The sequence below is a fragment of the Peribacillus sp. SIMBA_075 genome, assembly GCF_046534585.1.
In genome coordinates this window covers 43,376-67,020 of the sequence record NZ_JAWRYN010000007.1, presented here as the reverse complement: position 1 = coordinate 67,020, position 23,645 = coordinate 43,376, and the positions used below count along the sequence as shown (strand labels likewise).

The following is a 23,645-nucleotide window of genomic DNA, read 5'->3' as shown; positions in this document are numbered from 1 at the left end:
CCCCCTCATAAATAAAATGGCATTCAATATTTTTATATGATTTAAGTATAAGAAAAAAAACATTCAACCTTCTATGTATGAACATATAGAATTTACAGATTTACATAGAATTAATTTGGATGTTTATCCAATACTCTTAAGGATAGATACATAATGACTAAATCGGCTAGCTTCCTAGGATTGAGTTTGGTCAAATCCTCTATGCGTTTGAGCCTGTAATGGAGGGTATTGATATGGATATGTAGGGCTGCAGCGGTTTCTTTCAAAGATAGATCACATGCAAAATACATGGAAAGGGTTTTAAGCAGCTCCTCATTAGGAAGCAAATCCTGTATCGTCCGGGATAAATATTCCTGTCTTGTTTCAGTCGTAACTTCATCAAGCAGGATCTCAAGCTTCAAGTCCTCGTCAAATATAATTCCCGATGAAGGAAACGCAATTTTCAAGGAACGTTCCGCTTTAAAAAATGCTTGCCTGAATGCGGATCCCGGTGTACGCGAACTAACCCCTGCACACACTTTATAACCCGAGCTCTCTTCCAGTTTTCTTTGCAGTTTACTTAATTTCTTTAATTGTTGGATTTTTGAACCGATAAAATCGGCTATTGAAAGAATGACGAATTGATTCCTCCCCCAACGGACAACGATGTCCTTGGGATGCTGCTGACCTATGTATATCTGAAGCGTTTTCCACACATGGGGTTCGATGATTTTTTCAGTCTTAAATTCACCTATGGTGATGATTCGGTCTGCATGAACATCGACCCCAAGCAACTTAGCCTTCTGAAGGAATGGCTCATTGAACAGCTGCAGCTGATGCCATTCAAATACAAAGAATTCCATCAGCCGTGATTGGGATTCTACTTGTTCGATGTGATAGCTTTCCTGAATGAACATCTCCGTCATCTTTTTTAAAAGTTCTGCATATGGGGAAACATGTTTGGGGTCTCCCGTAATTCCAATTACACAAACGGCTTCCTGGTTGAAGAAAATGGGTAGATTTATTCCTGCCTTCACCCCTTTCCAACTTCGTTCATCCTGTTTATTGATGATCAATTTTTCACGATTGTTGAAAGCGTGGATGGCTCCTTCATGGTAAGATCCAATACGGCTGCTATCGGTGCTTGCGATAATCGTGCCAGCATGATCAATAATGATGATTTCCTCATCAATCAGCTTCCGAACCTCATGAACCAAATTTTCTGCCACTGCTGCCAATTGCATTAGATTTCCTCCTTTTTTTGAATGAGCTTGGAAAATATTTCGAGGCTCCCCAAAAGGGAGCCTCATACTTATGGAATCATCCAGGAAAGGACGCCATTTTGCAAGAAGGTGATCACACAAATAAGCAGTAATAAGAATAAACTATGCTTTAGCGTGAATCTCAATAATTCAGATTCCCTGCCCGCCAATCCAACGGCAGCACAAGCAATCGCTATCGATTGGGGTGAAATCATCTTTCCGGTGACCCCTCCGGATGAGTTTGCCGCAAGCGCCAGGACCGGTTCCATCCCCACTTTAAGAGCGGTGACTTTCTGAAGACTGCCAAATAAGAGATTGGCTGATGTATCCGACCCGGTAATGAACACACCCAGCCAGCCTAGAACCGGGGCAAAGAACGGAAACAAATCCCCCGATTTTGCCAGGGTCATACCAAGTGTAGTCGACATGCCTGAAGCATTCGTTACGTAGGCAAAAGCCACAACGGAAGAAATCATCAAAATCGGTTTCGCCAACTCATTCATCGCTTCGGCAAAGGTGCTCGAAAAATCTTTTGCTGACATTTGTGCTATGAACTTCGTAACGATGGCAGCCAGCAAAATGGCGGTGCCGGCTGCTCCAAGCAGTTCTATTTTATAAAAAGCGGCGATTGGCAGTCCATTGTTGCCGATTATTTCATTATGCAGACCTGGCACTTCGATTTGGAAGGTTAATAGTTTCCCGATTTCATTGATTCCGCCAAGCAACACATTGGTGCCTTCATAATGCCCTGAGAGCGCCGGCTTAATTGGGTTCATCCCCCAAATCGTGATGAAAGCCGTTAACAGAAGGAACGGTGACCAAGCATGGAATATCTGCCATTTCGTGTACTTTGTTTCCGCTTCGGCTGTAGCGTCCATTTGTTCGACAGCTGCTGCTGTTTCCTCGGATGCAAAGCGAAAGATCGTTTTAGGTTTCCAGAATTTAAGGAAGATCGCTAATGCAAATAGTGACACTAACGCAGAAAGGATGTCCGGTAATTCAGGCCCAAGGAAATTTGAACTTAAGTATTGGGTGATGGCAAAGGAAAATCCGGAAACCAAAATGGCTGGCAAGACTTCGAGCGACCTTTTCCACCCTGTCATTATCAAAATGAGATAAAGCGGGATGAAAGCCGAAAGGAATGGCAATTGACGGCCGACCATTTTTGAAATTTCCATGGCAGCTATGCCAGTTGGGCCTTCCATGGCGATGATCGGTATGCCAACCGCCCCGAATGCTACCGGGGCGGTGTTCGCAATTAAACAAAGCCCGGCTGCATATAGCGGGTTAAAACCGAGACCAACCAAAAGCGCGGCTGAAATGGCGACAGGTGCTCCAAACCCTGCGGCACCTTCCAAAAAGGCCCCGAAAGAAAATGCCACCAATAAAGCCTGAAGGCGGCGGTCTTCGGTAAGCGAAAGCACCGAAGAGCGAATAATATTGAATTGTCCGCTTCTAACAGTCATTTTGTACAAAAATACTGAAGTGATGATTATCCATCCGATTGGGAGCAGCCCATATACCGCTCCTTGTGAAGCAGACATCACTGCTTTTCCTGCAGGCATTCCATATATCAATACTGCCACTGCAAGAGCTACAAGCAACGTCGTTATACCAGCAAAGTAGCCTTTCATCCGTTTGATGGTAAGTGCCCAGAAAAAGTAAAGAATTGGGATGAGTGCGGCAATAGATGATAAAACTAAATTATCGGTGATCGGCGTAAAGTTTTGTGTCCATGTCATTCATTTCGACTCCATTCTCTATAGATTTTTTAAAATTTTCAGAAATCAACCGCGAGTTGAAACCCCTTACATATGCGAATATTCAAAGTCATCTGATGACTTGATGAGTATTCATTAAAATTAAATGATTAAAAATATAAAATCAAGATTTTTTTTATTTTTTGCTAATTTTTAACCTTCTGGAAGTGTGCAAGATCATTTGTGTTATATAATATTAACCAGAGAAACTCATAGAAAATAGAGGTGCTACTACTTGGTGTATAAAAAAATAAAGCCGAAAAAAATTTATGAAGAAGTCAGCGATGAACTTTATGAAATGATTCGGTCTGGTAATCTGAAACCAGGTGAACAATTGGATTCCATTCAGCAGCTTGCGGAAAATTTCCAAGTCGGGCGTCCGGCCATCCGTGAAGCATTAAGTGCATTAAATTCAATGGGTCTCATTGAAATAAAACAAGGGGAAGGGACATTCGTTAAAACCTTCGACCCTACCATCATGAACCATCCCTTGTCTGCTGCCCTTTTGATGGATCAAGATAATATCAAGCATTTGCTGGAAGTTAGAAAAATCCTTGAGTCTGGGACGGCAGAAGTGGCAGCGAAGAAAAGATCGGAAGAAGACCTTATCGAACTCAAGGAAAGGCTTTTTGATATGGAACAGGTATCCGACGATGAAGAACTTAGTGATAAAGCGGATATTGCCTTCCATGTTGCAGTGGCAAACGCTTCACAAAATGAGCTGCTGATTACATTGATGAACCACGTTTCAGAATTAATGACGGAAAAGATGCGTGATATCCGTCGGGTTGCGCTTTATTCCGAAGAGATGACACTTAAGCAGCTTTATCAGCAGCATGCGCGGATCTATGATGCAATCGTGGCTCAAGATGAAGCTGGAGCCCGCAATGCAATGCTGTTTCACCTTCAAAGCGTCGAGGAATCACTGAACCGGGTCATCCAAAAAAAACAGCAAAAGAATAGTTAATTTTCTTAAAAATTTCAAAAATACTCTATACAAACAAAGATAAAATTGATATATTACTTTGAAAATGATTACTACATTTAAATATTGGAAATTGGTTTATTCTCTTAACCATTTCCTTTTTCTATTTTCCAGTCATCAGATGACCTGTTAACCTATTCGAAAAAGGAGGAGTTCAGATTGAAAGTTACTCTCTTTGCAACATGTTTAGTTGATTTGTTTCAATCCAATGTCGGTAAGGCAACAGTGGAGCTACTCGAAAGATTAGGCTGTGAGATCGATTTCCCGGAATCCCAGATATGCTGTGGACAGCCGGCATATAATAGCGGGTATACGAAGGATTCGAAGGAAGCTATGAAGAAGATGATTAAAACGTTTGCCGATGCTGAATATATCGTAACCCCTTCCGGTTCCTGTGCAGCGATGTTCAAAGAGTATCCGGTCCTTTTCAAAGGCGAGGCCGAATGGGAAAAGAAAGCAGCCTCATTAGCGGATAAAACATATGAATTGACCCAATTCATCGTGGATGTCTTAAAAGTGACCGATGTCGGGGCGACCCTTAAGGGAAAGGCCACTTATCATACTTCATGCCATATGACACGGCTGCTTAAGGTGAAGGAGGCACCTTTCATTTTGTTAAGCCATGTTAAGGGACTGGAAATGACACCTCTGCCAGATGCTCAAAATTGCTGCGGATTCGGGGGAACCTTTTCAGTTAAGATGGGTGACATTTCCGGGCAAATGGTGGAGGAAAAAGTCTGCAATATTGAAGATACCGGGGCAGATATTTTAATAGGCGGGGATGCAGGATGTTTGATAAATATCGGTGGACGGATCCAAAGGAAGGGGCAACCGGTGAAAGTGCTCCATATTGCGGAAGTCCTGAATAGTATTTAAAGAAAGCGAGGAGGGAAAGACGATGGCTATGAAAACCAGCTCTGCCAAGTTTAAAGACCGGGTGGATGAAGGAATACATAATGATTTTATGCGTTTGGCCGTTTCAAGTGCCCAAGAACGATTACACGGACGGCGGCTGACGGCCGTTGATGAATTGGGAAGCTGGGAGGATTGGCGTTCCCTTGGGGAAGAAATCCGGCAGCATGTGCTCAGCAACCTTGATTTCTATTTGCACCAGCTTGCAGAAAACGTTTCGAAAAGGGGCGGTCATGTCTTCTTCGCTGAAACGGCTGAGGAAGCAAGCGGGTACATCAAAGATGTCATTGTAAAGAAGAATGCCAAAAAAGTCGTGAAATCCAAATCGATGGTCACGGAAGAGATCAATTTGAATGCAACTTTGGAAGCAGTTGGCCTCGATGTCGTTGAAACGGACCTTGGTGAATACATTTTACAAGTGGATGATCATGATCCCCCTTCCCATATCGTGGCACCTGCTCTCCATAAAAATAAAGAACAGATAAGAGATGTTTTTAAAGAGAAGCTTGCGTATACGCAAACTGAAAAACCGGAAGAGCTAACCGCCCATGTCCGGGGCATTCTCCGGAAAGATTTCTTAAACGCCGATGTGGGAATTACCGGCTGCAACTTTGCGATTGCGGAAACGGGCTCGATCGGTTTGGTGACGAATGAAGGAAACGCCGATTTGGTCACTGCCCTTCCAAAAACGCAAATCACCGTGATGGGAATGGAACGGCTTGTGCCTACATTCGATGAATTCGAAGTCCTTGTCAGTTTATTGACAAGAAGCGCTGTCGGTCAAAGATTGACCAGTTACATCACCGCACTTACCGGTCCGCGTGATGAAGGCGATGTAGACGGACCTGAGGAATTCCACCTTGTGATCGTAGATAATGGACGTTCCTCCATTTTAGGAACTGAATTTCAATCCGTTCTTCAATGTATTCGCTGTGCTGCCTGTATAAATGTATGCCCGGTCTATCGCCAGGTTGGCGGCCATTCATATGGTTCAATATATCCTGGACCAATCGGTGCTGTGCTTTCACCCTTGCTCGGAGGCTATGATGATTTCAAGGAGCTGCCGTATGCCTCAACCCTTTGTGCTGCCTGTACTGATGCCTGCCCGGTAAAGATCCCTCTTCACGATTTACTGAGGAAGCATCGTGAAGTCATCGTTGAAAAGGAAAAAATGGCGCCATTTACAGAAAAGATGGCCATGAAGGCTTTTGGAATCGGTGCGGCCTCGCCTATGCTTTATAAGTTCGGTTCCAAAATGGCCCCATCAGCGATGTCTCCTTTTAAAACTGGGGATATCATCTCAAAAGGACCGGGACCACTCAAAACTTGGACAGAAAGCCGCGAGTTCCCTGCTCCAGGGAAAGAGAGCTTTCGGGACTGGTTCAAAAATCGGGAAACAGGAGGGAAACCATCATGAATGGAACCATCCACAATGAAGGGACATTTTTAAACAATATAGCCAAAAACCTGGGAAGGGCTCCTATTACGGAAGGCATTTCCGTTCCCGTATGGAAACATGCCCCCCAAAAAGAAGTTTTGAAACATGCGACACCAAATGATCTTGTCGCGGAATTGGAGGAGCAATGTAAACGGGTACATACTCAGTTTCACCTTACCGACTCCAAGCAAGTGATGCAGTGTTTAAAACAGGTGATCGAGGAACTTGGAAATGGCCCCTTGATCATCCCTAAGGACGATCGATTTTCTGCCTATAAGTTAGAGGATATCTTAAAGGAAAAAGATGTCCATGTATGGGATCACCAAGCAGGGAAAGAAAATATCGAGAAAGCCGAGAGTGCTAACATTGGAATCACATTCAGTGAAATGACACTAGCTGAATCAGCGACCGTCGTCTTGTTCAGCGACAAGGACCACGGCCGTTCCATCAGCTTCCTTCCTTCCTGCCATGTTTCCATCATCCCAAAAAGCACTATCGTTCCGCGAATGACCCAAGCTGCGGCGGCCATTCGTTCGAAAGTAACCCGGGGCGAAATCGTTCCTTCCTGCATTAATTTCATAACAGGACCGAGCAATTCCGCCGATATCGAAATGGATCTTGTCGTAGGCGTCCATGGGCCCATCAAAGCAGTCTATATAATCGTCGAAGATAAATAGAAATGAGGAAAAAATGGAGAGGACCTAATTAGGCCCTCTCCATTTTCATATTTCACTATCTTACTCGTAAATGATTCGATCTACCGCTTCACGGTCCAGCCGTTTGATCACTTCGACAATGAGCTTAACGGCATTCTCATAATCATCCCTGTGAAGCATTGCTGCGTGTGAATGAATGTAGCGTGTGGCAATCGTGATCGCCAGAGCAGGTACTCCATTTGCCGTCAAATGGATGGAGCCGGCATCCGTCCCACCACCTGGAATCGATTCATATTGATAAGGAATATTCATTTCATCAGCCGTGTCGGTGACGAAATCACGTAATCCCTTATGTGCCACCATCGATGAATCATAGATGACGATTTGCGGGCCTTCCCCCATCTTACTCATCGCTTCTTTTTCGGTTACCCCCGGTGTATCACCAGCTATGCCGACATCGACGGCAAAACCGATATCCGGCTGAATTTTGAATGTGGATGTTTTAGAACCACGCAGGCCGACCTCTTCTTGCACCGCTCCAATTCCATAAACTACATTAGGATGGTCGCTATCTTTCAGCTGTTTAAGCACATCAATGGCAATTGCACAGCCAATTCGATTGTCCCAGGCTTTGGCAAGCAGCATCTTTTCATTATTCATGACCGTGAATTCAAAATATGGCACAACCATATCCCCTGGCTTCACACCCCATTCGCTAACTTCTTCTTTGCTTGCTGCACCAATATCAATAAACATATCCTTAATATCAATCGGCTTTTTCCTCGCCTCCGCTGACAGGATATGTGGCGGCTTGGAACCGATAATTCCAGTTACATCACCTTTACCTGTAACGATCGTCACGCGTTGGGCCAGCATGACCTGTGACCACCAGCCTCCTACCGGCTGAAAACGCAAAAATCCTTTATCATCAATCTGGGTAATCATGAAACCGACTTCGTCCATATGCCCCGTAACGACGATTTTCGGACCTTTTGCATCTCCCGTTTTCTTCGCAATCAAACTTCCCAGGCCATCTGTCGATATTTCATCAGCAAATGGTGTTATGTATTCGGTCATCACTTTTCTTACTTCACTTTCATTTCCTGCAATGCCCTTAGCATCCGTTAAATCCCGCAGCATTCTTAACGTTTCATCTAATTGAACCATGCTTTTACCTCCCTATTAATTACATTATAAGAATAATTATACAGAAAATCGATTGCATTAACAATCAGTAGCCTTGCTTTTGCCGTTCATAGTTCACTTCATTTTTACTTACATATGCTTTTTCCACATCCATTGCCGAAAATCCAAGCAACTCCCCTAAATGCAAATACTCAGCAAAAACCTTTTGGAAAGATGACTCTGTCAATTGCGTGCGAAATTCACTGATGTAGCCGTAAATGGCAGTAAATTGAGCTGTCAAGTCCCTATGCTGCACCTTGAGGGAAGATGGGACTTCCGGCACGAATCCCCGTTCGATCCCGAGTGACAAAATGAAATGAATGCCATCCACATATTCAGCTAAAATCGTTTCTTTATCAGATGGGCCTTTTAGACTCCAGAATTTAAAACATCTCGTTTCATTAGCCAGCTCGCCAAGCTCCACTAAAAGGGCAAGTATCTTACGTTCGACCAAGTCTTCAGCACCCAAATCATGCTTGGATTGTATATGCTCATCTAAAGCCGCCTGCATGTCCAATAATTTACCTATGTTCATTATCATCACTACTTTCTATCGTCTTCCTTTAAATTATATCAAATAAATGAAACTTATTAAAAACCCATACGTAAATGAAGGGAATCACTCTGTTTAGGGAGGTAGCTCCATGGTATTGATCATGCGGTTCATTATTTTGGCTCTCATCATCTTCTTAATATATACAGTCATCAAATACCTATTTAATCCGAAAAGAAAATTAGAGCTGGCACATGAACAGAAAAAATTCTTTTTGCTCGATGATACAGCCAATATACGAAAGAATTTTTTACTGACATACAACGGGGTGATGTTTGAAGGGGAAAAGTATTTAGGTACGACGGAACGCTCCTTTGAAGTCATCTCCATCTTCATATGGCCGAAAAAAGTGGCAGGCCTGAAAGGCTTGAAGCGAAATGACTTTTTAAAAATCGAGGCAGCCATAAAAAAACAATATCCGGATGCCGTCATTGATTGGAAAAGCCCGGTTAAGGAATTTTTGGAATAGTGAAAAATACCGCGCGTTATGAAGAGCCTTGAGAAACGAACTCAAGGCTCCATGTTAATCATGTGAACGGAAAAATTCCTTCCATGGTACGACCGTCTGCTTCTCCCTCAATAAATATAGCAATACGGTCAATGATAATAAAATAATGACGATCAGAGTCGGACTGAAATCTGCAATATAGTGGCCAAAAACCGTGTATACGAAGGCTACGGGGATATTAGTCATGAAGGATAGGTAAAAATAGTTTTTCAATCCTTTATTGGATTCCAATAAGCAAAGCGACAAAAGATAAAAATGTATGAATGGTATTAGTCTCAGTACTGCAATTTGCCGGCTGTTTAGCTTTCGGTTTCCAAACAGCTTATTCTTAAGGCGCAGCAGCTTATCCTTTGTTTTCGGAAATTTGCCGATAACGAAATAAAAGGCCATACTGGATAACGTCAAACCGATTACCGAATATATGGTTCCGAAAGCTGCCCCGAATAAAACTCCGCCGGACATGCAAACCACAATGACGGGAATGAATAAAAATTGCCTTAATAGATGAAAAGTGATAAAGATCAACGGTGCAAACACGCTGCCAGATTGAACGTAGCTCATCACAAGTGTCAGTTTATCATTCATGCTCTCCCTCCAGCTACTCATTGCTGCTTCTACAAGCATATACATCATACGGGCTACATATTACCATTGTATGAATATCTTAATCAATAAGCCTATTTGAAGAATCATCAATATCGGCAGGCCCCACTTGAAAGCGGCATGCTTCGTCTTATGGCGGAAATGCTTCATCCCCAGAAATGACCCTGTCCCTCCACCTATGACCGCCCAAAACCAAAGTGTCTTTTCGCTGATCCGGTATTCCCGATTACGCGCTTTCCTTTTGTCTACTCCCATTATGGCAAACCCGATGATGTTCGTGATGATCACATATGCTACAATGAACCATGCTACTTGCATCCTCATCCCCTCCTTTAACTATGTAAAAAGCCACCCTCTAAAAAAGAGAGTGGCTGATATCAGTCAGACTTATTTGTCTAATTGTTGTTTAGCAGCAGTTGCTAATTGAGCAAAAGCTTGTTCGTCAGCAACAGCAAGATCTGCAAGCATTTTGCGGTTCACTTCGATACCAGCAAGCTTTAGACCATGCATTAAACGGCTGTAAGAAAGACCGTTGATGCGTGCTGCAGCGTTGATACGAGTGATCCAAAGTTTGCGGAAATCACGTTTTTTCTGACGACGGTCACGGAAAGCATAGTTTCCTGACTTCATTACTTGTTGGTTAGCTACTTTGAAAAGAATATGTTTCGCGCCATAGTAACCTTTAGCTAATTTTATTACCTTTTTACGACGTTTGCGAGTAACAGTACCGCCTTTTACACGTGGCATGTTATTTCCCTCCTATTTAACTCGATAAATCGAACTTATTTAATATTGTCTAGCATATGACGAATACGTTTGAAGTCACCTTTGCTTACAAGGCTAGCTTTGCGAAGCTTACGCTTTTGCTTAGTAGATTTGTTAGCAAATAAATGGCTTGTGTAAGCGTTAGAACGCTTAAGTTTGCCGGATCCAGTCTTTTTGAAACGTTTAGCAGATCCGCGGTGAGTTTTCATTTTAGGCATAAGGTATTCCTCCTCATTACAAATTACTTTACAATTACTTTTCAGCTTTTGGTGCTAAGATAATGAACATGCTGCGTCCGTCCATTTTTGGATGTTGCTCGATTGTAGCCACTTCTTTACATGCTTCAGAAAAACGAACGAGTACACGTTGACCAATTTCCTTATGTGTAATGGCACGTCCTTTGAATCGGATAGAAGCTTTTACCTTATCGCCTTTTTCAAGGAATTTAATACCGTTGCGAAGCTTCGTATTGAAATCATGTTCTTCAATCGTCGGGCTCAAACGAACCTCTTTAAGACTGATGACCTTTTGATTTTTACGTGCTTCCTTGTCTTTCTTTTGCTGCTCGAAGCGGTGTTTTCCGTAGTCCATGATCCGGGCTACCGGAGGCTTTGCATTTGCAGCAACTAAAACTAGATCAAGATTTACACGAGCGGCAATTTCCAATGCTTCGAATTTCGTTTTAATTCCAAGTTGTTCTCCGTTTTGGTCAATAAGACGAACTTCACGGGCTCGGATGCCCTCGTTTACCATCGCGTCTTTACTAATAGTTAGCCACCTCCAAAGATATTGGCGAATACGAATATTTGAATCAATTCGGTCACGCTCACAACTCGCTTACAGGATTTAATCATAATAAAAAAGTGTGGATGCATGCTGCACCCACACTGATAGACTCATTCAGAAAGATCCAAATAATCAAATCATGACCTGTTAACTGCATTGCTTGCGTCAACCAGGTGAGAAGCGGGTGCTTCTTCTTTTCCTCAAACACGTATTCAATTCACTTTAGAAATATATCATAAACACTGATGACTTGTCAAATGCTATTTTATACGTTTTTCACAACAAAATTAATATTATCAGACATTCTGTTATTTGACAATACGTTTTTTAAAGTAATTTAGACAAATAGTATTCGTCATGATAGCTATCATCGAAAAATAATGAGTCCCGTTTCGTTCCTTCTAGTTCAAAACCCATCTTTTTATAAAGGGAAAGTGCCGGTTCATTGTTGGCAATAACGGTCAATTCAAGGCGCCGGATTTCATATTCAAGTGCTTGCTCCTCCATTTTTTGAAACAGCTTCGTACCGACTCCTTTTCCTCTCTCTTGTTCGGAGATGCCGATAACAATTTTGGCAGAATGCTTTGTTCTGCTAAGATTATTGCCCAATAAGATGAGATACCCTATCAAGTTGCCGCCGCTTGCTGCAACGAGGAAAACGGAGCGGGGGCTACTTTCAATTTGCTCGATTTGCCTCTCCAATTTACTCTCCGTTGCTTTTCTTTCTCCCGGATTGTACAACATGAACCCGGAATCTTCAACATGATTGATCAGAGCTGCCAATTTCCCGGCATCTTGCCTTGTAGCCTTTCGAATTTCCATCTCTTCCACTCCCTCTTTTTTTACAGTCCCTACGGATAGAACCATCAAAAGTTAAGAGTTTTCTTTCGCCTTTTTCCTTTTCTCAATGGTGTCCCAAGAATATAGAGCTATCCAAAAAATCAGGACCGGGACAATTGCATATTGCCGATAATCATCCAATAACAATAAGATGATGATGGCAAGGAATGTTGGCCCAAATAGATAAGAAAATTTCTTTTTCATGCTGACCCCCCTTTTCATTGCCGGACATATATTCACATGATGGTTTCATTTTATCATGCCTTAATTAAAAAGAGGGACACAACGATATGTGCCCCCCTTTTGCTGTTAACGGCTTACTTCCGCTTTAATCGCTGCAACAAAATCTTCAAAAGCGATTGTTTCCGATTTTTGTTCACCGTATTTTCGTACATTCACACTGCCTTCTTTGGCTTCATTATCTCCAACAACCAGCATGTACGGGATTTTTTGCATTTGTGCTTCACGGATTTTATAACCGATTTTCTCGTCACGTGTATCCAGATCGACGCGAATGCCTTGCGCTTTAAGTTTTTCCTGCACTTCTTTCGCATAATCCAGGTGCACTTCAGGTGAGACCGGAATCACTTGTGCTTGGATAGGTGCCAGCCAAGTCGGGAATGCTCCCTTGTATTCTTCGATCAAGTAAGCGACGAAACGTTCCATTGTGGAAACGACCCCGCGGTGGATTACAACCGGACGGTGCTGCTTGCCGTCTTCACCGACATAATTAAGATCAAAACGTTCAGGGAGCAAGAAGTCAAGCTGAACAGTGGAAAGCGTTTCATCTTTCCCTAAGGCAGTACGAACCTGGACATCAAGCTTAGGACCGTAGAATGCCGCTTCACCTTCCGCTTCGAAATAATCAAGACCAAGTTCATCCATAGCACCTTTTAACATGCTTTGTGCTTTTTCCCACATGGAATCGTCATCGAAATATTTTTCAGTATCCTGCGGATCGCGATATGACAGACGGAATGAATAATCCTTGATATCGAAATCTTTATATACTTCCTGAACCAGGTTCACAACACGCTTGAACTCTTCTTTGATTTGATCTGGACGGACGAATATGTGCGCATCATTCAATGTCATCCCACGTACACGCTGAAGGCCGGAAAGGGCACCTGACATTTCATAGCGGTGCATCAAGCCAAGCTCGGCAATCCGGATTGGCAGTTCGCGGTAGCTGTGGATACTGTTTTTATATACCATCATGTGGTGCGGACAGTTCATCGGACGCAGGACAAGCTGTTCGTTTTCCATTTCCATGACAGGGAACATGCCGTCCTGGTAATGATCCCAGTGTCCAGAAGTTTTATAAAGGTCCACGCTTCCCATTACAGGTGTGTAGACATGGTCGTAACCAAGGCGTTCTTCCTTATCAACGATATACCTTTCGATTGTCCGGCGGATTGTTGCGCCTTTTGGCAACCACATCGGCAATCCTTGCCCCACCTTTTGTGAGCTCATGAACAAGTTCAATTCTTTGCCGATTTTACGGTGGTCACGTTCCTTCGCTTCTTCGAGGAAACGCAGGTGTTCGGCTAAATCTTCTTTTTTATAGAAAGCCGTTCCGTAAATACGCTGAAGCATTTTGTTTTTGCTATCGCCTCTCCAGTATGCACCAGCGATGCTCAACAGCTTGAATTCTTTGATTTTTCCGGTTGATGGAACGTGAATTCCACGGCAAAGGTCAAAGAATTCCCCTTGCTCATAGAGCGTTACTTGCTGATCGGCTGGAATCGCATCGATCAACTCCAGTTTATACTCGTCGCCTATTTCTTTAAAACGGGAAATGGCCTCATCACGACTCACTTCGATGCGGGAAATTTCCAAGTTTTCGTTGACGATTTTCTTCATTTCTTTTTCAATCAATGGTAGGTCTTCAGGAGTCAATGATTCCTCCAGATCCATATCGTAGTAAAAACCGCCCTCAATGACTGGCCCTACACCGAATTTGGCGTTTTTGTACAAACGTTTGATCGCTTGTGCCATCAAGTGTGCTGTACTGTGACGCAATATTTCAAGAGCATCCGCTGCGTCCTGTGTTACGATTTCGATTGTGCCGTCTTGTTCAATCGGGCGTTTCAAATCATATAATTCACCATTGAATTTTCCAGCAATGGATTTTTTCCTTAAACCAGGACTGATGGATGCAGCGATTTCTTCAGTTGTTGTGCCTTTAGCAAACTCCTTGACCGCTCCGTCAGGAAAAGATATTTTCAGTAATTCAGACATTCCGTTTCACTCCTTCTTATTGTTCAAACAAATTTAAGGGTTTTTGATTCCATTACAACACAAAAAGCCCGCCCCTGTATAAAACAGGGACGAGCTTAGTAATAAATATCATTAACCCGCGGTTCCACCCTCGTTCCATCTTGCTTTTCACGGCAAAACGGCACTTGTAACTTGGTAACGGCAGCTTCCCGTCAGCTCATATTCGCAAAATGCCTGCTTTCCGAGCCGAAGTTTAAAGGTGGTAAGTGTTCCATGCGAATAGGAAGCTTACAGCCTTTTGGCTCCCCTCTCTGATAATCGGCGATTAGAATACCCTTGTCCTCATCATAACTTTTAGTTTTTTAATAGTATGTAGGAAATTATAATTTGTTATACAGTGAAAATCAAGGTTAATTTTCTTTTTACGAAGAAAGATTATTCAAATGCATTTGAAAAGGACGAAAGCGGCAGGACGGTCGCCCGTTCTTCGAAAATCCTTGAAATGGTCTGAATCAGCCCTTCTTCCTTGTCATCGGTATAGATGCATAAGTTTTCGGGAGCAATCGATAAAAGCGGGGCAAGTATCACCGTATCAAGAAAAAGTGAACTTTTTGCAAGAAGCCTCCTGTCGATCATACTATTGATTTTTGGACGGTCGAGTTTGCTGAATTTCTGATCATAGAAATGAAAACCATCCCGGTTGACCAAGTGAAGCTTTCTTAATTTCGACTCCTGCCCATGAAGGCAATCACGGAGAGTGGCAATGAAATTTTGATAGTCCTGTTCCAGCTTGTATTCATCAATCGCCTTGACGACATACTTTTCCAAAGTTTGCTGAAATGATTTTAAACGGAAGGTCGTAAAAGAATCGAATGAAAAAGATACCTTTCCAGCCAAGATGCTTTGAAGTCCTTCCTCAATCAATCGTTTCTCCGTACTGAATGCTTCCTCTTGATTCCTGGCTCTTTCCACCTCGATGATTGATGATGCAATTTCAATGATGGCTTCAATTTCTTCCCGTTCCCGATAAAAAAATTTACCGACTATTATTTGCTCCAGAACAGGAAGCGTCTTTTCTTCCAATAAAAAAGAATGAAATGCATCTCGAAGCAGAATTAGCCACTTATCACCTGAAGACTCCGTCATATCCACATGCATGCCTTGTTGCGGAAGAAATCGAATGTATGCTTGAAATTCTGCCCCCAGTGGATGGACAGAAACGAAATCCAGTAATTTCAATGCCTCTGAATCGTTTTGAAACGAAATTTGCACTACGACATCCCCCCTTCCCCCTTGCTTCTTTTTTCATGTATATGGGGATGGGGACGTGTTTAGAAGTGGGATGGACCTTGTAAGAAGAAAAAAGTGACCTCCATTAAGAGACCACTTTTCTTCATCTTCTCCGATTCACGCCATCAAGCTTGACCGGCTCCGCTAAATATTGAATTCTTTCCAGTACCCTGGCCGCCTTCACTTCTTCCTTTTCACCACGCTGTGAAAAGGTCAGGTGATTCTCCAGGCCATTCATGTCAAAATTCGAAGTGAAAAACGTCGGAAGGTTTTCCAGCATTCTAAATTGCAAAATCGGGCCAAAAACCTCATCGCGTCCCCAGCTTGTCATGGACTCCGCTCCAATATCATCCAGCATGAGGATCGGTGCCGTTTTCACCATCTCAATTTTTTCATTGACCGTATTGTCACCTATCGAACCCTTAAGTTCCCTCAAGTAGTCAGGTACATAGACAATAAGGGAGGAAATTTGCCTTTCTGCAAGTTCATTGGCAATCGCACCTAATAAATACGTTTTCCCAACACCGAATTTACCATATATATATAAGCCTTTTTGCCTTTTGCCTGGTTCATACTCCATAATGAACGACATCGCTTTACTTAAAACACCTAAGCGTTTGTTTTGATCATCCGTTTGAGTGAAGTCGTCAATGGTCGCCTTTAAAATATCCTTCGGCACGTAAAGGCTGCGGATCAATTTTTCACGTTTCCGCTTTTCATCCTCTGCCAATTTCCGCGGGCAGATTTCATAATGCAGATTCAGGGCCTTCCCTTGAACGACCAATTTGGGATAATACCCCTGCATCATATTGATGCAGCCGTCCAAGCTTGGACATTTATCGCACTTATTGCTTTGTGAAGTGAACTCATAAAGCTTCCCCAAGTTTTTTTCGATCATGTCTTCCGTGACCGTCGAACTGTTGGCATTCAAAAATAACCGCACCTGTTCATCTTCAAAAATCTCTTGTTTCAGCTTTTCATAACGCTGTTGAAATTGGTTTGTATTGGCCAATTTATTCAGGGATCTATTAATCTTTTCCATCGTTCATTTCACCTCCTGCTTTCCACTGCTTCCATTTTTCCTGAAGCTCACGTTTCTGGGCATTCAATTCGGGCTGATCCGCATTCAGCTCTTGCTGTGCTTCTTCTTTTTTCTCAAGCCACTCCGGAACCACTTCTTCCCGTATCGTCTTTTTCCGGCCGCCCTTCGCAGCATTCCTGCTCCCTTGAGCCCAGTCCTGATATTTCCGGTGTTCATTTTTAGCTAGTTCCATCGCCTCGATGACGGTGGAGACCTTCAGCCGTGCCCAATGGCCTGCCAATTTTTCCACATAGCCCTTCGTGAACTTCATATCCGTTTTGAGCATGACATATTCAATCAAGACATTGACGACACCAGGATTCAGCTTTTGGTTGATCATCACGCCCTCCACCACTTTCAAATCACCGCTTGATGGCTCTGCACCGCCGGACAATTGCATCAGCCGCTCCCGTGGGGATATCGTCTCCAAATGCCGGATTAGCTCTTGTTCCTGTGTTTTCGGTTCTTCTTTTTGTGTCCGTTCACGAATCGGCTGCACTCGATTGACCAGGGAAGGCATGTCTGCCTGCCGTTCAATCTGATACCAGTCCCTTGCCGCCTTCCTGAGCATTTCCTCATCGATCTCATCATCCAATGAAACGGCATCCATTACTAGTTTTTGCATTTCAAGCGGATCAATGCCATATAAAAAAGCAAGTTTGGCAATCGTACTTTTAATTTTCGGAGTAAAGGCCTTTTTCGGTACGATCGAAGATTTCATCCCGGCTAATAAAAGTTCAAAATCGAATAAGTTGTCAAACCCCGAAGGCTCGACGCCATCCGTCCGGTCGATATATTGCTGATCAGGAATGGGGTTCCATTCGTTTTTTGCTTCATCCGTTACATATAAAGAGTCCAAATGATCTGATGAGAATACCTCCGCAAAAGATTTAGTCACACTTTCATATTGATCCGTTAAGATATGATCATCACAAAAGAATCTCTTTAACCGGTTGAATTGTGCTTTACCGATCTTTTTGTATAAATAGATATTCAGCATTCCATCCGTGAAGAACTGTTGAGGGGAAAGCGGCGGATTTATCTCATAGATAAATTCCTTTGTCTCATTTTTCGATTTCTTATATACATTCAACAAACCGATTCCCTCAAGTAAAAGTCGGGCTTCGTAAATATCACCTAACTTAAGGCCGATTGTATTCATTAATTGATAATGTGAGGAGGTTTCCGACCATAGCCTGTTTTCCTCCAACTCACTCCATAACGTCATATATAGGCTAATACAGATAGGTCCAATAAGAGGTTGATAAAGTCGGGTAAGTATTTTCCGATCATAATCATGAAGCAGCCCCGCAGATGAGACCAAATATGAATCAGCTGGGAGCAATTCTTGCCAATGCATTGACATCTCCATTCAAACCTTTCAAAAGATGTAGTGAAAAAAGAGCCAAAGTAAATCTTCAGCTCTACTTTCTTTCTTTATTTATTAAATCTTTCAATTCATCGATAAAGACATTGATATCTTTAAATTGTCGATAGACGGATGCGAATCTAACATAGGCAACCTCATCGACTTCTGCCAGCTTGTCCATCACCATTTCGCCGACACTGTCGCTTTTCACTTCCGATATGCCCTGGTTGCGTAGTTCTTTTTCTACATAACTGGTAATTTGCTCTAGTTCTTTCAAGGGAACCGGACGTTTTTCGCAAGCCCTGATTAAGCCACGCAGGATTTTATCACGACTGAACTCTTCCCGTGTACCGCCTTTTTTCACTACAATGAGCGGTGTTTCCTCTACCTTTTCAAATGTCGTGAATCGAAAACCACATGCCTCACATTCACGGCGTCGTCGAATCGATTTACTTTCATCGACTGGCCTGGAATCGAGCACTCTTGTTCCGTTATATTGACATGATGGGCATTTCATCATTATCAGCTCCGTATTTTATGTAGGACTCCCCTATCTAAATGTTCCCCAAGGAATTACTTTTCTATCTTAATCTTATATTAAAAGGAACGGCCAGTACAAGTAAAAAGTGTAACTTCCAGCAGCAGGCACTTTTTATCACGCACTAGAAGCACCGTTATCAAAGTCTTTGTGCTCTGGGATACTTACCCTTATAAATTGAAGCAAGATCGGATTCATTGCATTAAAAAAGAGATGCACCCATGGCATCTCTGTGTATACGTGTTTTTTATAGGGCACTTATATTGGCTTTTTTCATTTGTACAGGACCTAATCCACGTGGTAATTCTATGTTCTCGCGTGTTTGCGCATTCAAAGCTTCTGCAATGTAATCTGCCGCAATATTCGGATCCAAGTTACCGCATGTATAGACATCAATGCTGGCATAGCCGTGTTCAGGAAAACTGTGAATCGTTAAGTGTGATTCAGAAATGATGACAACCCCACTAACTCCTTGTGGAGCAAACTTGTGAAAGGCAACTTCTCGTACCTCTGCACCTGATTTTAAAGCAGCATCAACAAAAATCTTTTCAATCAAATCGATATTGTTCAGTTTCTCAAAGTCACAACCCCAAAGTTCAGAAATGACATGTCTACCCATAGTTTCCATAGTGTAAGCAGTTTCCATTTTAAGCTTCCCCCTTACCATGATTAAAAAATAAGTCTGATAACTACCACGGGGGAAAGTTAGTCCAAAGAGGTCCTAACCCTTTAAGTAGCCATCATGCAAACCGCTTTTGAAGAAGTTCACGATTCATAGTATATATGGTTTAAATTTTTTTTGCAACTCCAAATTGAATTTTTGGATAGATAAACTTTTTATGTAATAAAGATATGGGGGAGGTCCCAATGTGGGGCAAATTCTGTTTTCGTGTGTTTATTCAGCGCCATAAGGCAGCCAGAAATTGATGATCAATGAATTAAAAATGGTCTGCTAAAAAAATTTAGCAGATAGACAAACTCGATAATAATTGAGTTTGTCTACTGTTTTTTATGTTTTTAATATTTGGCCGTTTATTGGAACGTGGGGCACTCGCTTTCCGCGGGCGGTCCGCCATTGCGCCTGTGGGGTCTCCCTTTGACGCGCTTTCCCCGAAAGGAGCCTCGAACACCCGCTCCAATCACTTTGTTTTAAGATAGAATCCTTTAGTCTATTTAAGGCAGAGAACAAGGGGATTAAGGACAGTTCAACTAATCCTGAAGAGTAGCTACTATGTGAAAGATGAACGAACAAAACAAGTTTGCCTATTCGTTTCATGCAGCATCGAACTTCAATGCATTTGTGTTGGGGACGATACGCATGATCGTCATATCTTAGAGCCTCTGGTTGAACCAGTGATTCCAGAAAGTTGGAAAACCAGGAGAGTTTCCGCAGATGCAAAGGAAGAGCACGGTATGCGCTGGGTCACTATTCTCTCTAACTGCTTCAAATCCAATAAAAAATCAAAAAGGTTTCGGAATGTGGCCATTCCGAAACCTTTTTGTCTACAAACTGGGCCCGCTAAAAAATTTAGCAGGCTCGATTTTTTCATTATTTTACTGATAATTCAACTTCGGAAGTTTTTTTCAACTCGGATGCAACTAATTTTACAAGGTCCACTACCCGGTTGGAGTAACCCCACTCATTATCATACCAAGCCAGGACTTTAACTTTCCTGTCACCAATCATCATCGTTGTCAAACCATCGATGATGGCAGAGTGAGGATTAGTTTTGAAATCACTGGAAACCAAAGGTTCCATCGTGAATTCCATGATCCCTTTAAGTTCATTTTCTGAAGCGTCGATGAACGCTTGATTCACTTCATCAATCGTGACATCACAGTTTAAATCCACAACAAGGTCGACTAGGGACACGTTAGGTGTCGGTACGCGTATCGCCATTCCGTGAAGCTTGCCTTTTAATTGAGGCAACACCAATGAGATCGCTTTTGCAGCTCCTGTCGTCGTAGGAATGATGCTTTCCGCAGCGGCACGAGCACGTCTTAAGTCTTTGTGCGGGTTATCGATATTATTTTGATCATTTGTATAAGAATGTATCGTTGTCATTAAACCATTATTAATGCCGAATTTTTCATCAAGCACTTTTGCAACCGGTCCAAGACAGTTAGTTGTACAAGATGCATTGGATATGACATAATGCTTGTCAATTTCCAGAACTTCCTGATTGACGCCCATGACAATGGTAACGTCTTCATTTTTACCTGGTGCTGATAAAATCACCCTTTTTGCCCCTGCTTCTAAATGAAGAGCCGCTTTAGAACGATCATTGAATTTTCCAGTAGCTTCAATTACAATATCTATGTTCATCTCTTTCCAAGGCAATAGCTTTGGATCGCGGTTATTTATCAATTGTACTCGGCGGCCATTCACTACAAGTGAATCATCTTCCGCTATAATGATACCGTCGAATTTACCATGTATCGTATCATACTTTAGTAAGTGTGCTAAAGTTTCAGCAGGATAGCTTGCATTAATGGCAACAATGTCCAAACTCTCATCTAATATGGCCTTTCGGAAAACCATTCTTCCAATTCTCCCAAATCCGTTAATTGCTATTCTTGAATTCATTGTTCGGACCCTCCTGAAAATATTAATGTTATACTTATTACCTCTCACATGTAATTAGTATAACATAATTCATTGGAATTGTGCTAATAAAAATGCGGATTGTTTTATTTTTTCAACACAAAAGGAAGAAACCCGAAGATTTCTTCCTTTTATCACAACTATATGACATGCCATTCGCTAAGCAGGGCCTTCACCTGCTTCTTCGTTTCCTTAATGTCCCCATTATTATCGATGACGGCATCCGCTAAAGCCTTTTTATCAGCCAAGGGCATCTGAGAATGGATCCTGGCAAGCGCATCCTTCTCCGATAGACCATTCCTGTTCATTAAACGTTCCAATTGAACTTGTTCATCGACATATATCAAAAGCGTCTTTTCCACCATGAATGTCAGCTTACTTTCAAATAAGAGCGGAATATCCATGAATACCGTTTCTTCCCCTGCAGCGAGTGCCTCTTCCGTTTTGAGGCGCATCCAATTCCTGACGGCAGGGTGAACGATGCCATTCAATAGCAATCTCTTTTCCTGATCATGAAATATTATCGACCCAAGCTTTACGCGATCTATATTCCCATCCGCCAATAAGATATCTTCTCCAAACGCCTCCACAACTTGATGATAGGCGTCTTCACCTGGCTCAACGACAGCACGGGAAGCCAGATCTGCATCTACAATCGTGAATCCGAGTTCCTGTAAATAGAGGCTGACACTGCTTTTCCCGCTGGCGATGCCTCCAGTGATTCCGATGATTTGTCCCATATGCTCCCCCTTTTAAACCATGTATCATAACTTGAATAAGCCGATTATAATTAAAAGTACACCTGGAAGAAAGGTTAAATGCTGGATAACTTTATTATTCGAAAGCAATTTCCCGCTTTGCAGTCCGCTCCAAATGAAAATTGAACTCATAACAGCGATGCATACTGCGAGGATAATCGGTGAAATCCCGATCATGGCTGCTCCGACTCCAGCCCCGAACGCATCCAGTGAAAGTGCAAACCCCAAAACAAGCGCTTCAACCCCCGTAATCGTACCTGATTTATCAAAATCGGCATTCAATGGTTTTTGTAAAATATTAATGGCTACCCCAAGTGATTTAATTTCAAAATTAAAGATGATTTTTTCATGATATCTATCATCTTTCAAATCTTTGTCAGGCCTAAAGTATTGATATACCATCCAGGCACCAAGAAAGATGAGGATGATGCCCCCGGTTTTTTCAGCCGCCCCGATAGATATGAGCTGACTGATGAATTGACCGATGACCATCGCTATGCCTAAACTCAAAGCAGAACAAAATGAAATGACCGCTATTGACTTTAAGGGGATTTTCATCTTCCGCATACCGAAAGTCAAACCTACGCCAAATCCGTCAATACTAACTGCAAAAGCAAGAAAAATAATTTGTAGCCACATCGGAATATTACTCCTTCCCTTCTCGTTGCTACCCTAGTATATGGTAGGAGCCCATCCGATGTGTTTTAAAAAACATTAGTTAAATAAGCGGCTGGCACAACGGGCAAATATGTGTGCCGCGTCCTGCAACAACCAGCTTTTCAAGTGGCGTGCCGCATGTTTTGCATTCCTCGCCCTTTCGTCCATAGACATTCAGTTCCAACTGAAACATGCCGATTTGCCCTTGAGAGTTGAGGTATGAACGAATCGTACTCCCACCCTTTTCCACCGCTTCACCCAATGTTGCAATGATTTCCGCATGCAACTTTTTGATTTCCTGCAAGGATAGTGAAGAAGCTATTCTCTCCGGATGGATACCGGAACGGAATAATGACTCGTCCACATATATATTCCCAATTCCAACGACAACCGTTTGATCAAGGAGAACCGGCTTGATTTTCCTGTTGGTTTTGGCCAATTTCGCACTTAGCCCCTCGACAGTAAAATCTTCAGATAACGGTTCAGGCCCTAAATGCAGCAGCGGCAACTGCTCAAACTCTTCTCCTTTGGCAAATAGGTGCATCGTTCCGAATTTCCGGACATCCCTGTACCGAAGCTCACTGCCATCCGTGAAAGTGAAGATCACATGTGTATGCTTATCGTATGGCTCTTCTTTTGGATGCACCCCGTATTTCCCCTCCATCCTTAAATGCGAAACCATCGAATAATCATCCAAGGTGAAAATGAGGAACTTGCCCCGACGGCCTATACTCTGAATCGTTTGCCCTCTTAAAGCATCCTGAAACTGTTCGACAGGCTCAGGCGCTTTAATGATCTTTGGCCAGAAGACGGACACTTCCTTAATCTCTTTTCCAAGTACGAGCTGCTCTAACGTTCTTTTGACTGTTTCCACTTCTGGAAGTTCTGGCATTAC

General features: G+C 42.6%; 26 protein-coding genes, 1 pseudogene and 1 other annotated feature. Of the genes and pseudogenes, 6 read left to right on the top strand and 21 right to left on the bottom strand.

The window, feature by feature from the left end:
* Positions 1 to 110: 110 nt before the first annotated feature.
* Together SB775_RS08030 and SB775_RS08025 are read right to left on the bottom strand one after the other, a co-directional pair.
* Positions 111 to 1,223: a PucR family transcriptional regulator gene (locus SB775_RS08030; protein WP_410861179.1), complete on the bottom strand. Its 1,113-nt coding sequence runs from the start codon at positions 1,221 to 1,223 to the stop codon at positions 111 to 113.
* Between the two features lie 68 nt (positions 1,224 to 1,291).
* Positions 1,292 to 2,983 carry an L-lactate permease gene (locus SB775_RS08025; protein ID WP_410861178.1) on the bottom strand — a complete coding sequence of 564 codons (1,692 nt, stop codon included), beginning with the start codon at positions 2,981 to 2,983 and terminating at the stop codon, positions 1,292 to 1,294.
* Between the two features lie 253 nt (positions 2,984 to 3,236).
* Between SB775_RS08025 and SB775_RS08020 the strand changes: the two genes are divergently transcribed.
* From SB775_RS08020 to SB775_RS08005, 4 genes are all read left to right on the top strand, one after another.
* The gene (locus SB775_RS08020; protein WP_089361717.1) at positions 3,237 to 3,968 is read left to right on the top strand and encodes a FadR/GntR family transcriptional regulator; all 732 of its coding nucleotides are present in this window, start codon (positions 3,237 to 3,239) and stop codon (positions 3,966 to 3,968) included.
* Positions 3,969 to 4,145: 177 nt separating this feature from the next.
* Entirely contained in the window at positions 4,146 to 4,862 is a 717-nt protein-coding gene (locus SB775_RS08015; protein WP_410861176.1) for a (Fe-S)-binding protein, read from the top strand.
* Positions 4,863 to 4,884: 22 nt separating this feature from the next.
* Positions 4,885 to 6,315 carry a LutB/LldF family L-lactate oxidation iron-sulfur protein gene (locus SB775_RS08010; RefSeq protein WP_089361718.1) on the top strand — a complete coding sequence of 477 codons (1,431 nt, stop codon included), beginning with the start codon at positions 4,885 to 4,887 and terminating at the stop codon, positions 6,313 to 6,315.
* Entirely contained in the window at positions 6,309 to 7,013 is a 705-nt protein-coding gene (locus SB775_RS08005) for a LutC/YkgG family protein (protein ID WP_317776950.1), read from the top strand. The genes SB775_RS08010 and SB775_RS08005 overlap by 7 nt, the downstream gene beginning before the upstream one ends.
* Before the next feature lie 60 nt (positions 7,014 to 7,073).
* Here the strand turns inward: SB775_RS08005 and SB775_RS08000 are convergent, their stop codons facing one another.
* Together SB775_RS08000 and SB775_RS07995 are read right to left on the bottom strand one after the other, a co-directional pair.
* The gene (locus SB775_RS08000) at positions 7,074 to 8,159 is read right to left on the bottom strand and encodes a M42 family metallopeptidase (protein ID WP_410861175.1); all 1,086 of its coding nucleotides are present in this window, start codon (positions 8,157 to 8,159) and stop codon (positions 7,074 to 7,076) included.
* Between the two features lie 64 nt (positions 8,160 to 8,223).
* A complete protein-coding gene (locus SB775_RS07995) occupies positions 8,224 to 8,712 on the bottom strand; it encodes a dUTP diphosphatase (protein ID WP_410861174.1) in 489 nt (162 codons plus the stop codon).
* A gap of 109 nt (positions 8,713 to 8,821) precedes the next feature.
* On the opposite strand from SB775_RS07995, the gene SB775_RS07990 reads away from it, so the two are divergent.
* Positions 8,822 to 9,199, top strand: a complete 378-nt coding sequence (locus SB775_RS07990; protein WP_061464338.1) for a hypothetical protein — start codon at positions 8,822 to 8,824, stop codon at positions 9,197 to 9,199.
* Positions 9,200 to 9,253: 54 nt separating this feature from the next.
* On the opposite strand, the gene SB775_RS07985 is transcribed toward SB775_RS07990, so the two are convergent.
* From SB775_RS07985 to speD, 13 genes are all read right to left on the bottom strand, one after another.
* The gene (locus SB775_RS07985) at positions 9,254 to 9,823 is read right to left on the bottom strand and encodes a TVP38/TMEM64 family protein (RefSeq protein WP_410861172.1); all 570 of its coding nucleotides are present in this window, start codon (positions 9,821 to 9,823) and stop codon (positions 9,254 to 9,256) included.
* A gap of 60 nt (positions 9,824 to 9,883) precedes the next feature.
* Positions 9,884 to 10,159 (bottom strand): DUF1294 domain-containing protein, encoded by a 276-nt coding sequence (locus SB775_RS07980; protein WP_089361720.1) that lies wholly within the window; start codon positions 10,157 to 10,159, stop codon positions 9,884 to 9,886.
* Positions 10,160 to 10,228: 69 nt separating this feature from the next.
* Complete coding sequence (rplT, locus tag SB775_RS07975; protein WP_034309067.1) at positions 10,229 to 10,588, bottom strand: 50S ribosomal protein L20; 360 nt, start codon at positions 10,586 to 10,588, stop codon at positions 10,229 to 10,231.
* 35 nt (positions 10,589 to 10,623) lie between these two features.
* A complete protein-coding gene (gene rpmI, locus SB775_RS07970) occupies positions 10,624 to 10,824 on the bottom strand; it encodes a 50S ribosomal protein L35 (RefSeq protein WP_034309070.1) in 201 nt (66 codons plus the stop codon).
* A gap of 34 nt (positions 10,825 to 10,858) precedes the next feature.
* The gene (infC, locus tag SB775_RS07965) at positions 10,859 to 11,359 is read right to left on the bottom strand and encodes a translation initiation factor IF-3 (protein WP_057911473.1); all 501 of its coding nucleotides are present in this window, start codon (positions 11,357 to 11,359) and stop codon (positions 10,859 to 10,861) included.
* A gap of 98 nt (positions 11,360 to 11,457) precedes the next feature.
* Positions 11,458 to 11,594 (bottom strand) — a sequence feature (ribosomal protein L20 leader region).
* 125 nt (positions 11,595 to 11,719) lie between these two features.
* Positions 11,720 to 12,214: a GNAT family N-acetyltransferase gene (locus SB775_RS07960; protein ID WP_410861170.1), complete on the bottom strand. Its 495-nt coding sequence runs from the start codon at positions 12,212 to 12,214 to the stop codon at positions 11,720 to 11,722.
* Positions 12,215 to 12,265: 51 nt separating this feature from the next.
* The gene (locus SB775_RS07955; RefSeq protein WP_410861169.1) at positions 12,266 to 12,436 is read right to left on the bottom strand and encodes a hypothetical protein; all 171 of its coding nucleotides are present in this window, start codon (positions 12,434 to 12,436) and stop codon (positions 12,266 to 12,268) included.
* A gap of 105 nt (positions 12,437 to 12,541) precedes the next feature.
* On the bottom strand, positions 12,542 to 14,473 hold the full coding sequence (thrS, locus tag SB775_RS07950; protein WP_061464342.1) for a threonine--tRNA ligase: 1,932 nt from the start codon (positions 14,471 to 14,473) through the stop codon (positions 12,542 to 12,544).
* 414 nt (positions 14,474 to 14,887) lie between these two features.
* Complete coding sequence (gene ytxC / locus SB775_RS07945; protein ID WP_061464343.1) at positions 14,888 to 15,724, bottom strand: sporulation protein YtxC; 837 nt, start codon at positions 15,722 to 15,724, stop codon at positions 14,888 to 14,890.
* A gap of 121 nt (positions 15,725 to 15,845) precedes the next feature.
* Positions 15,846 to 16,784 (bottom strand): primosomal protein DnaI, encoded by a 939-nt coding sequence (dnaI, locus tag SB775_RS07940; protein ID WP_061464344.1) that lies wholly within the window; start codon positions 16,782 to 16,784, stop codon positions 15,846 to 15,848.
* Positions 16,771 to 18,183 (bottom strand): replication initiation and membrane attachment family protein, encoded by a 1,413-nt coding sequence (locus tag SB775_RS07935; RefSeq protein WP_410861168.1) that lies wholly within the window; start codon positions 18,181 to 18,183, stop codon positions 16,771 to 16,773. The genes dnaI and SB775_RS07935 overlap by 14 nt, the downstream gene beginning before the upstream one ends.
* Before the next feature lie 64 nt (positions 18,184 to 18,247).
* The gene (gene nrdR, locus SB775_RS07930) at positions 18,248 to 18,709 is read right to left on the bottom strand and encodes a transcriptional regulator NrdR (RefSeq protein WP_034309080.1); all 462 of its coding nucleotides are present in this window, start codon (positions 18,707 to 18,709) and stop codon (positions 18,248 to 18,250) included.
* A 268-nt stretch (positions 18,710 to 18,977) separates the two neighbouring features.
* Positions 18,978 to 19,358, bottom strand: a complete 381-nt coding sequence (speD, locus tag SB775_RS07925; RefSeq protein WP_034311443.1) for an adenosylmethionine decarboxylase — start codon at positions 19,356 to 19,358, stop codon at positions 18,978 to 18,980.
* A gap of 547 nt (positions 19,359 to 19,905) precedes the next feature.
* On the opposite strand from speD, the pseudogene SB775_RS07920 reads away from it, so the two are divergent.
* Positions 19,906 to 20,128 (top strand): annotated as a pseudogene (locus tag SB775_RS07920) (IS5/IS1182 family transposase); the annotation flags it as partial.
* A gap of 151 nt (positions 20,129 to 20,279) precedes the next feature.
* Here SB775_RS07920 and SB775_RS07915 read toward each other — a convergent pair.
* From SB775_RS07915 to mutM, 4 genes are all read right to left on the bottom strand, one after another.
* The gene (locus tag SB775_RS07915; protein ID WP_089361725.1) at positions 20,280 to 21,317 is read right to left on the bottom strand and encodes a glyceraldehyde-3-phosphate dehydrogenase; all 1,038 of its coding nucleotides are present in this window, start codon (positions 21,315 to 21,317) and stop codon (positions 20,280 to 20,282) included.
* A 158-nt stretch (positions 21,318 to 21,475) separates the two neighbouring features.
* Positions 21,476 to 22,075 carry a dephospho-CoA kinase gene (gene coaE / locus SB775_RS07910; protein ID WP_061464348.1) on the bottom strand — a complete coding sequence of 200 codons (600 nt, stop codon included), beginning with the start codon at positions 22,073 to 22,075 and terminating at the stop codon, positions 21,476 to 21,478.
* A 24-nt stretch (positions 22,076 to 22,099) separates the two neighbouring features.
* A complete protein-coding gene (ytaF, locus tag SB775_RS07905; RefSeq protein WP_089361726.1) occupies positions 22,100 to 22,732 on the bottom strand; it encodes a sporulation membrane protein YtaF in 633 nt (210 codons plus the stop codon).
* Between the two features lie 79 nt (positions 22,733 to 22,811).
* A complete protein-coding gene (gene mutM, locus SB775_RS07900; RefSeq protein ID WP_089361727.1) occupies positions 22,812 to 23,642 on the bottom strand; it encodes a DNA-formamidopyrimidine glycosylase in 831 nt (276 codons plus the stop codon).
* Positions 23,643 to 23,645 lie beyond the last annotated feature (3 nt).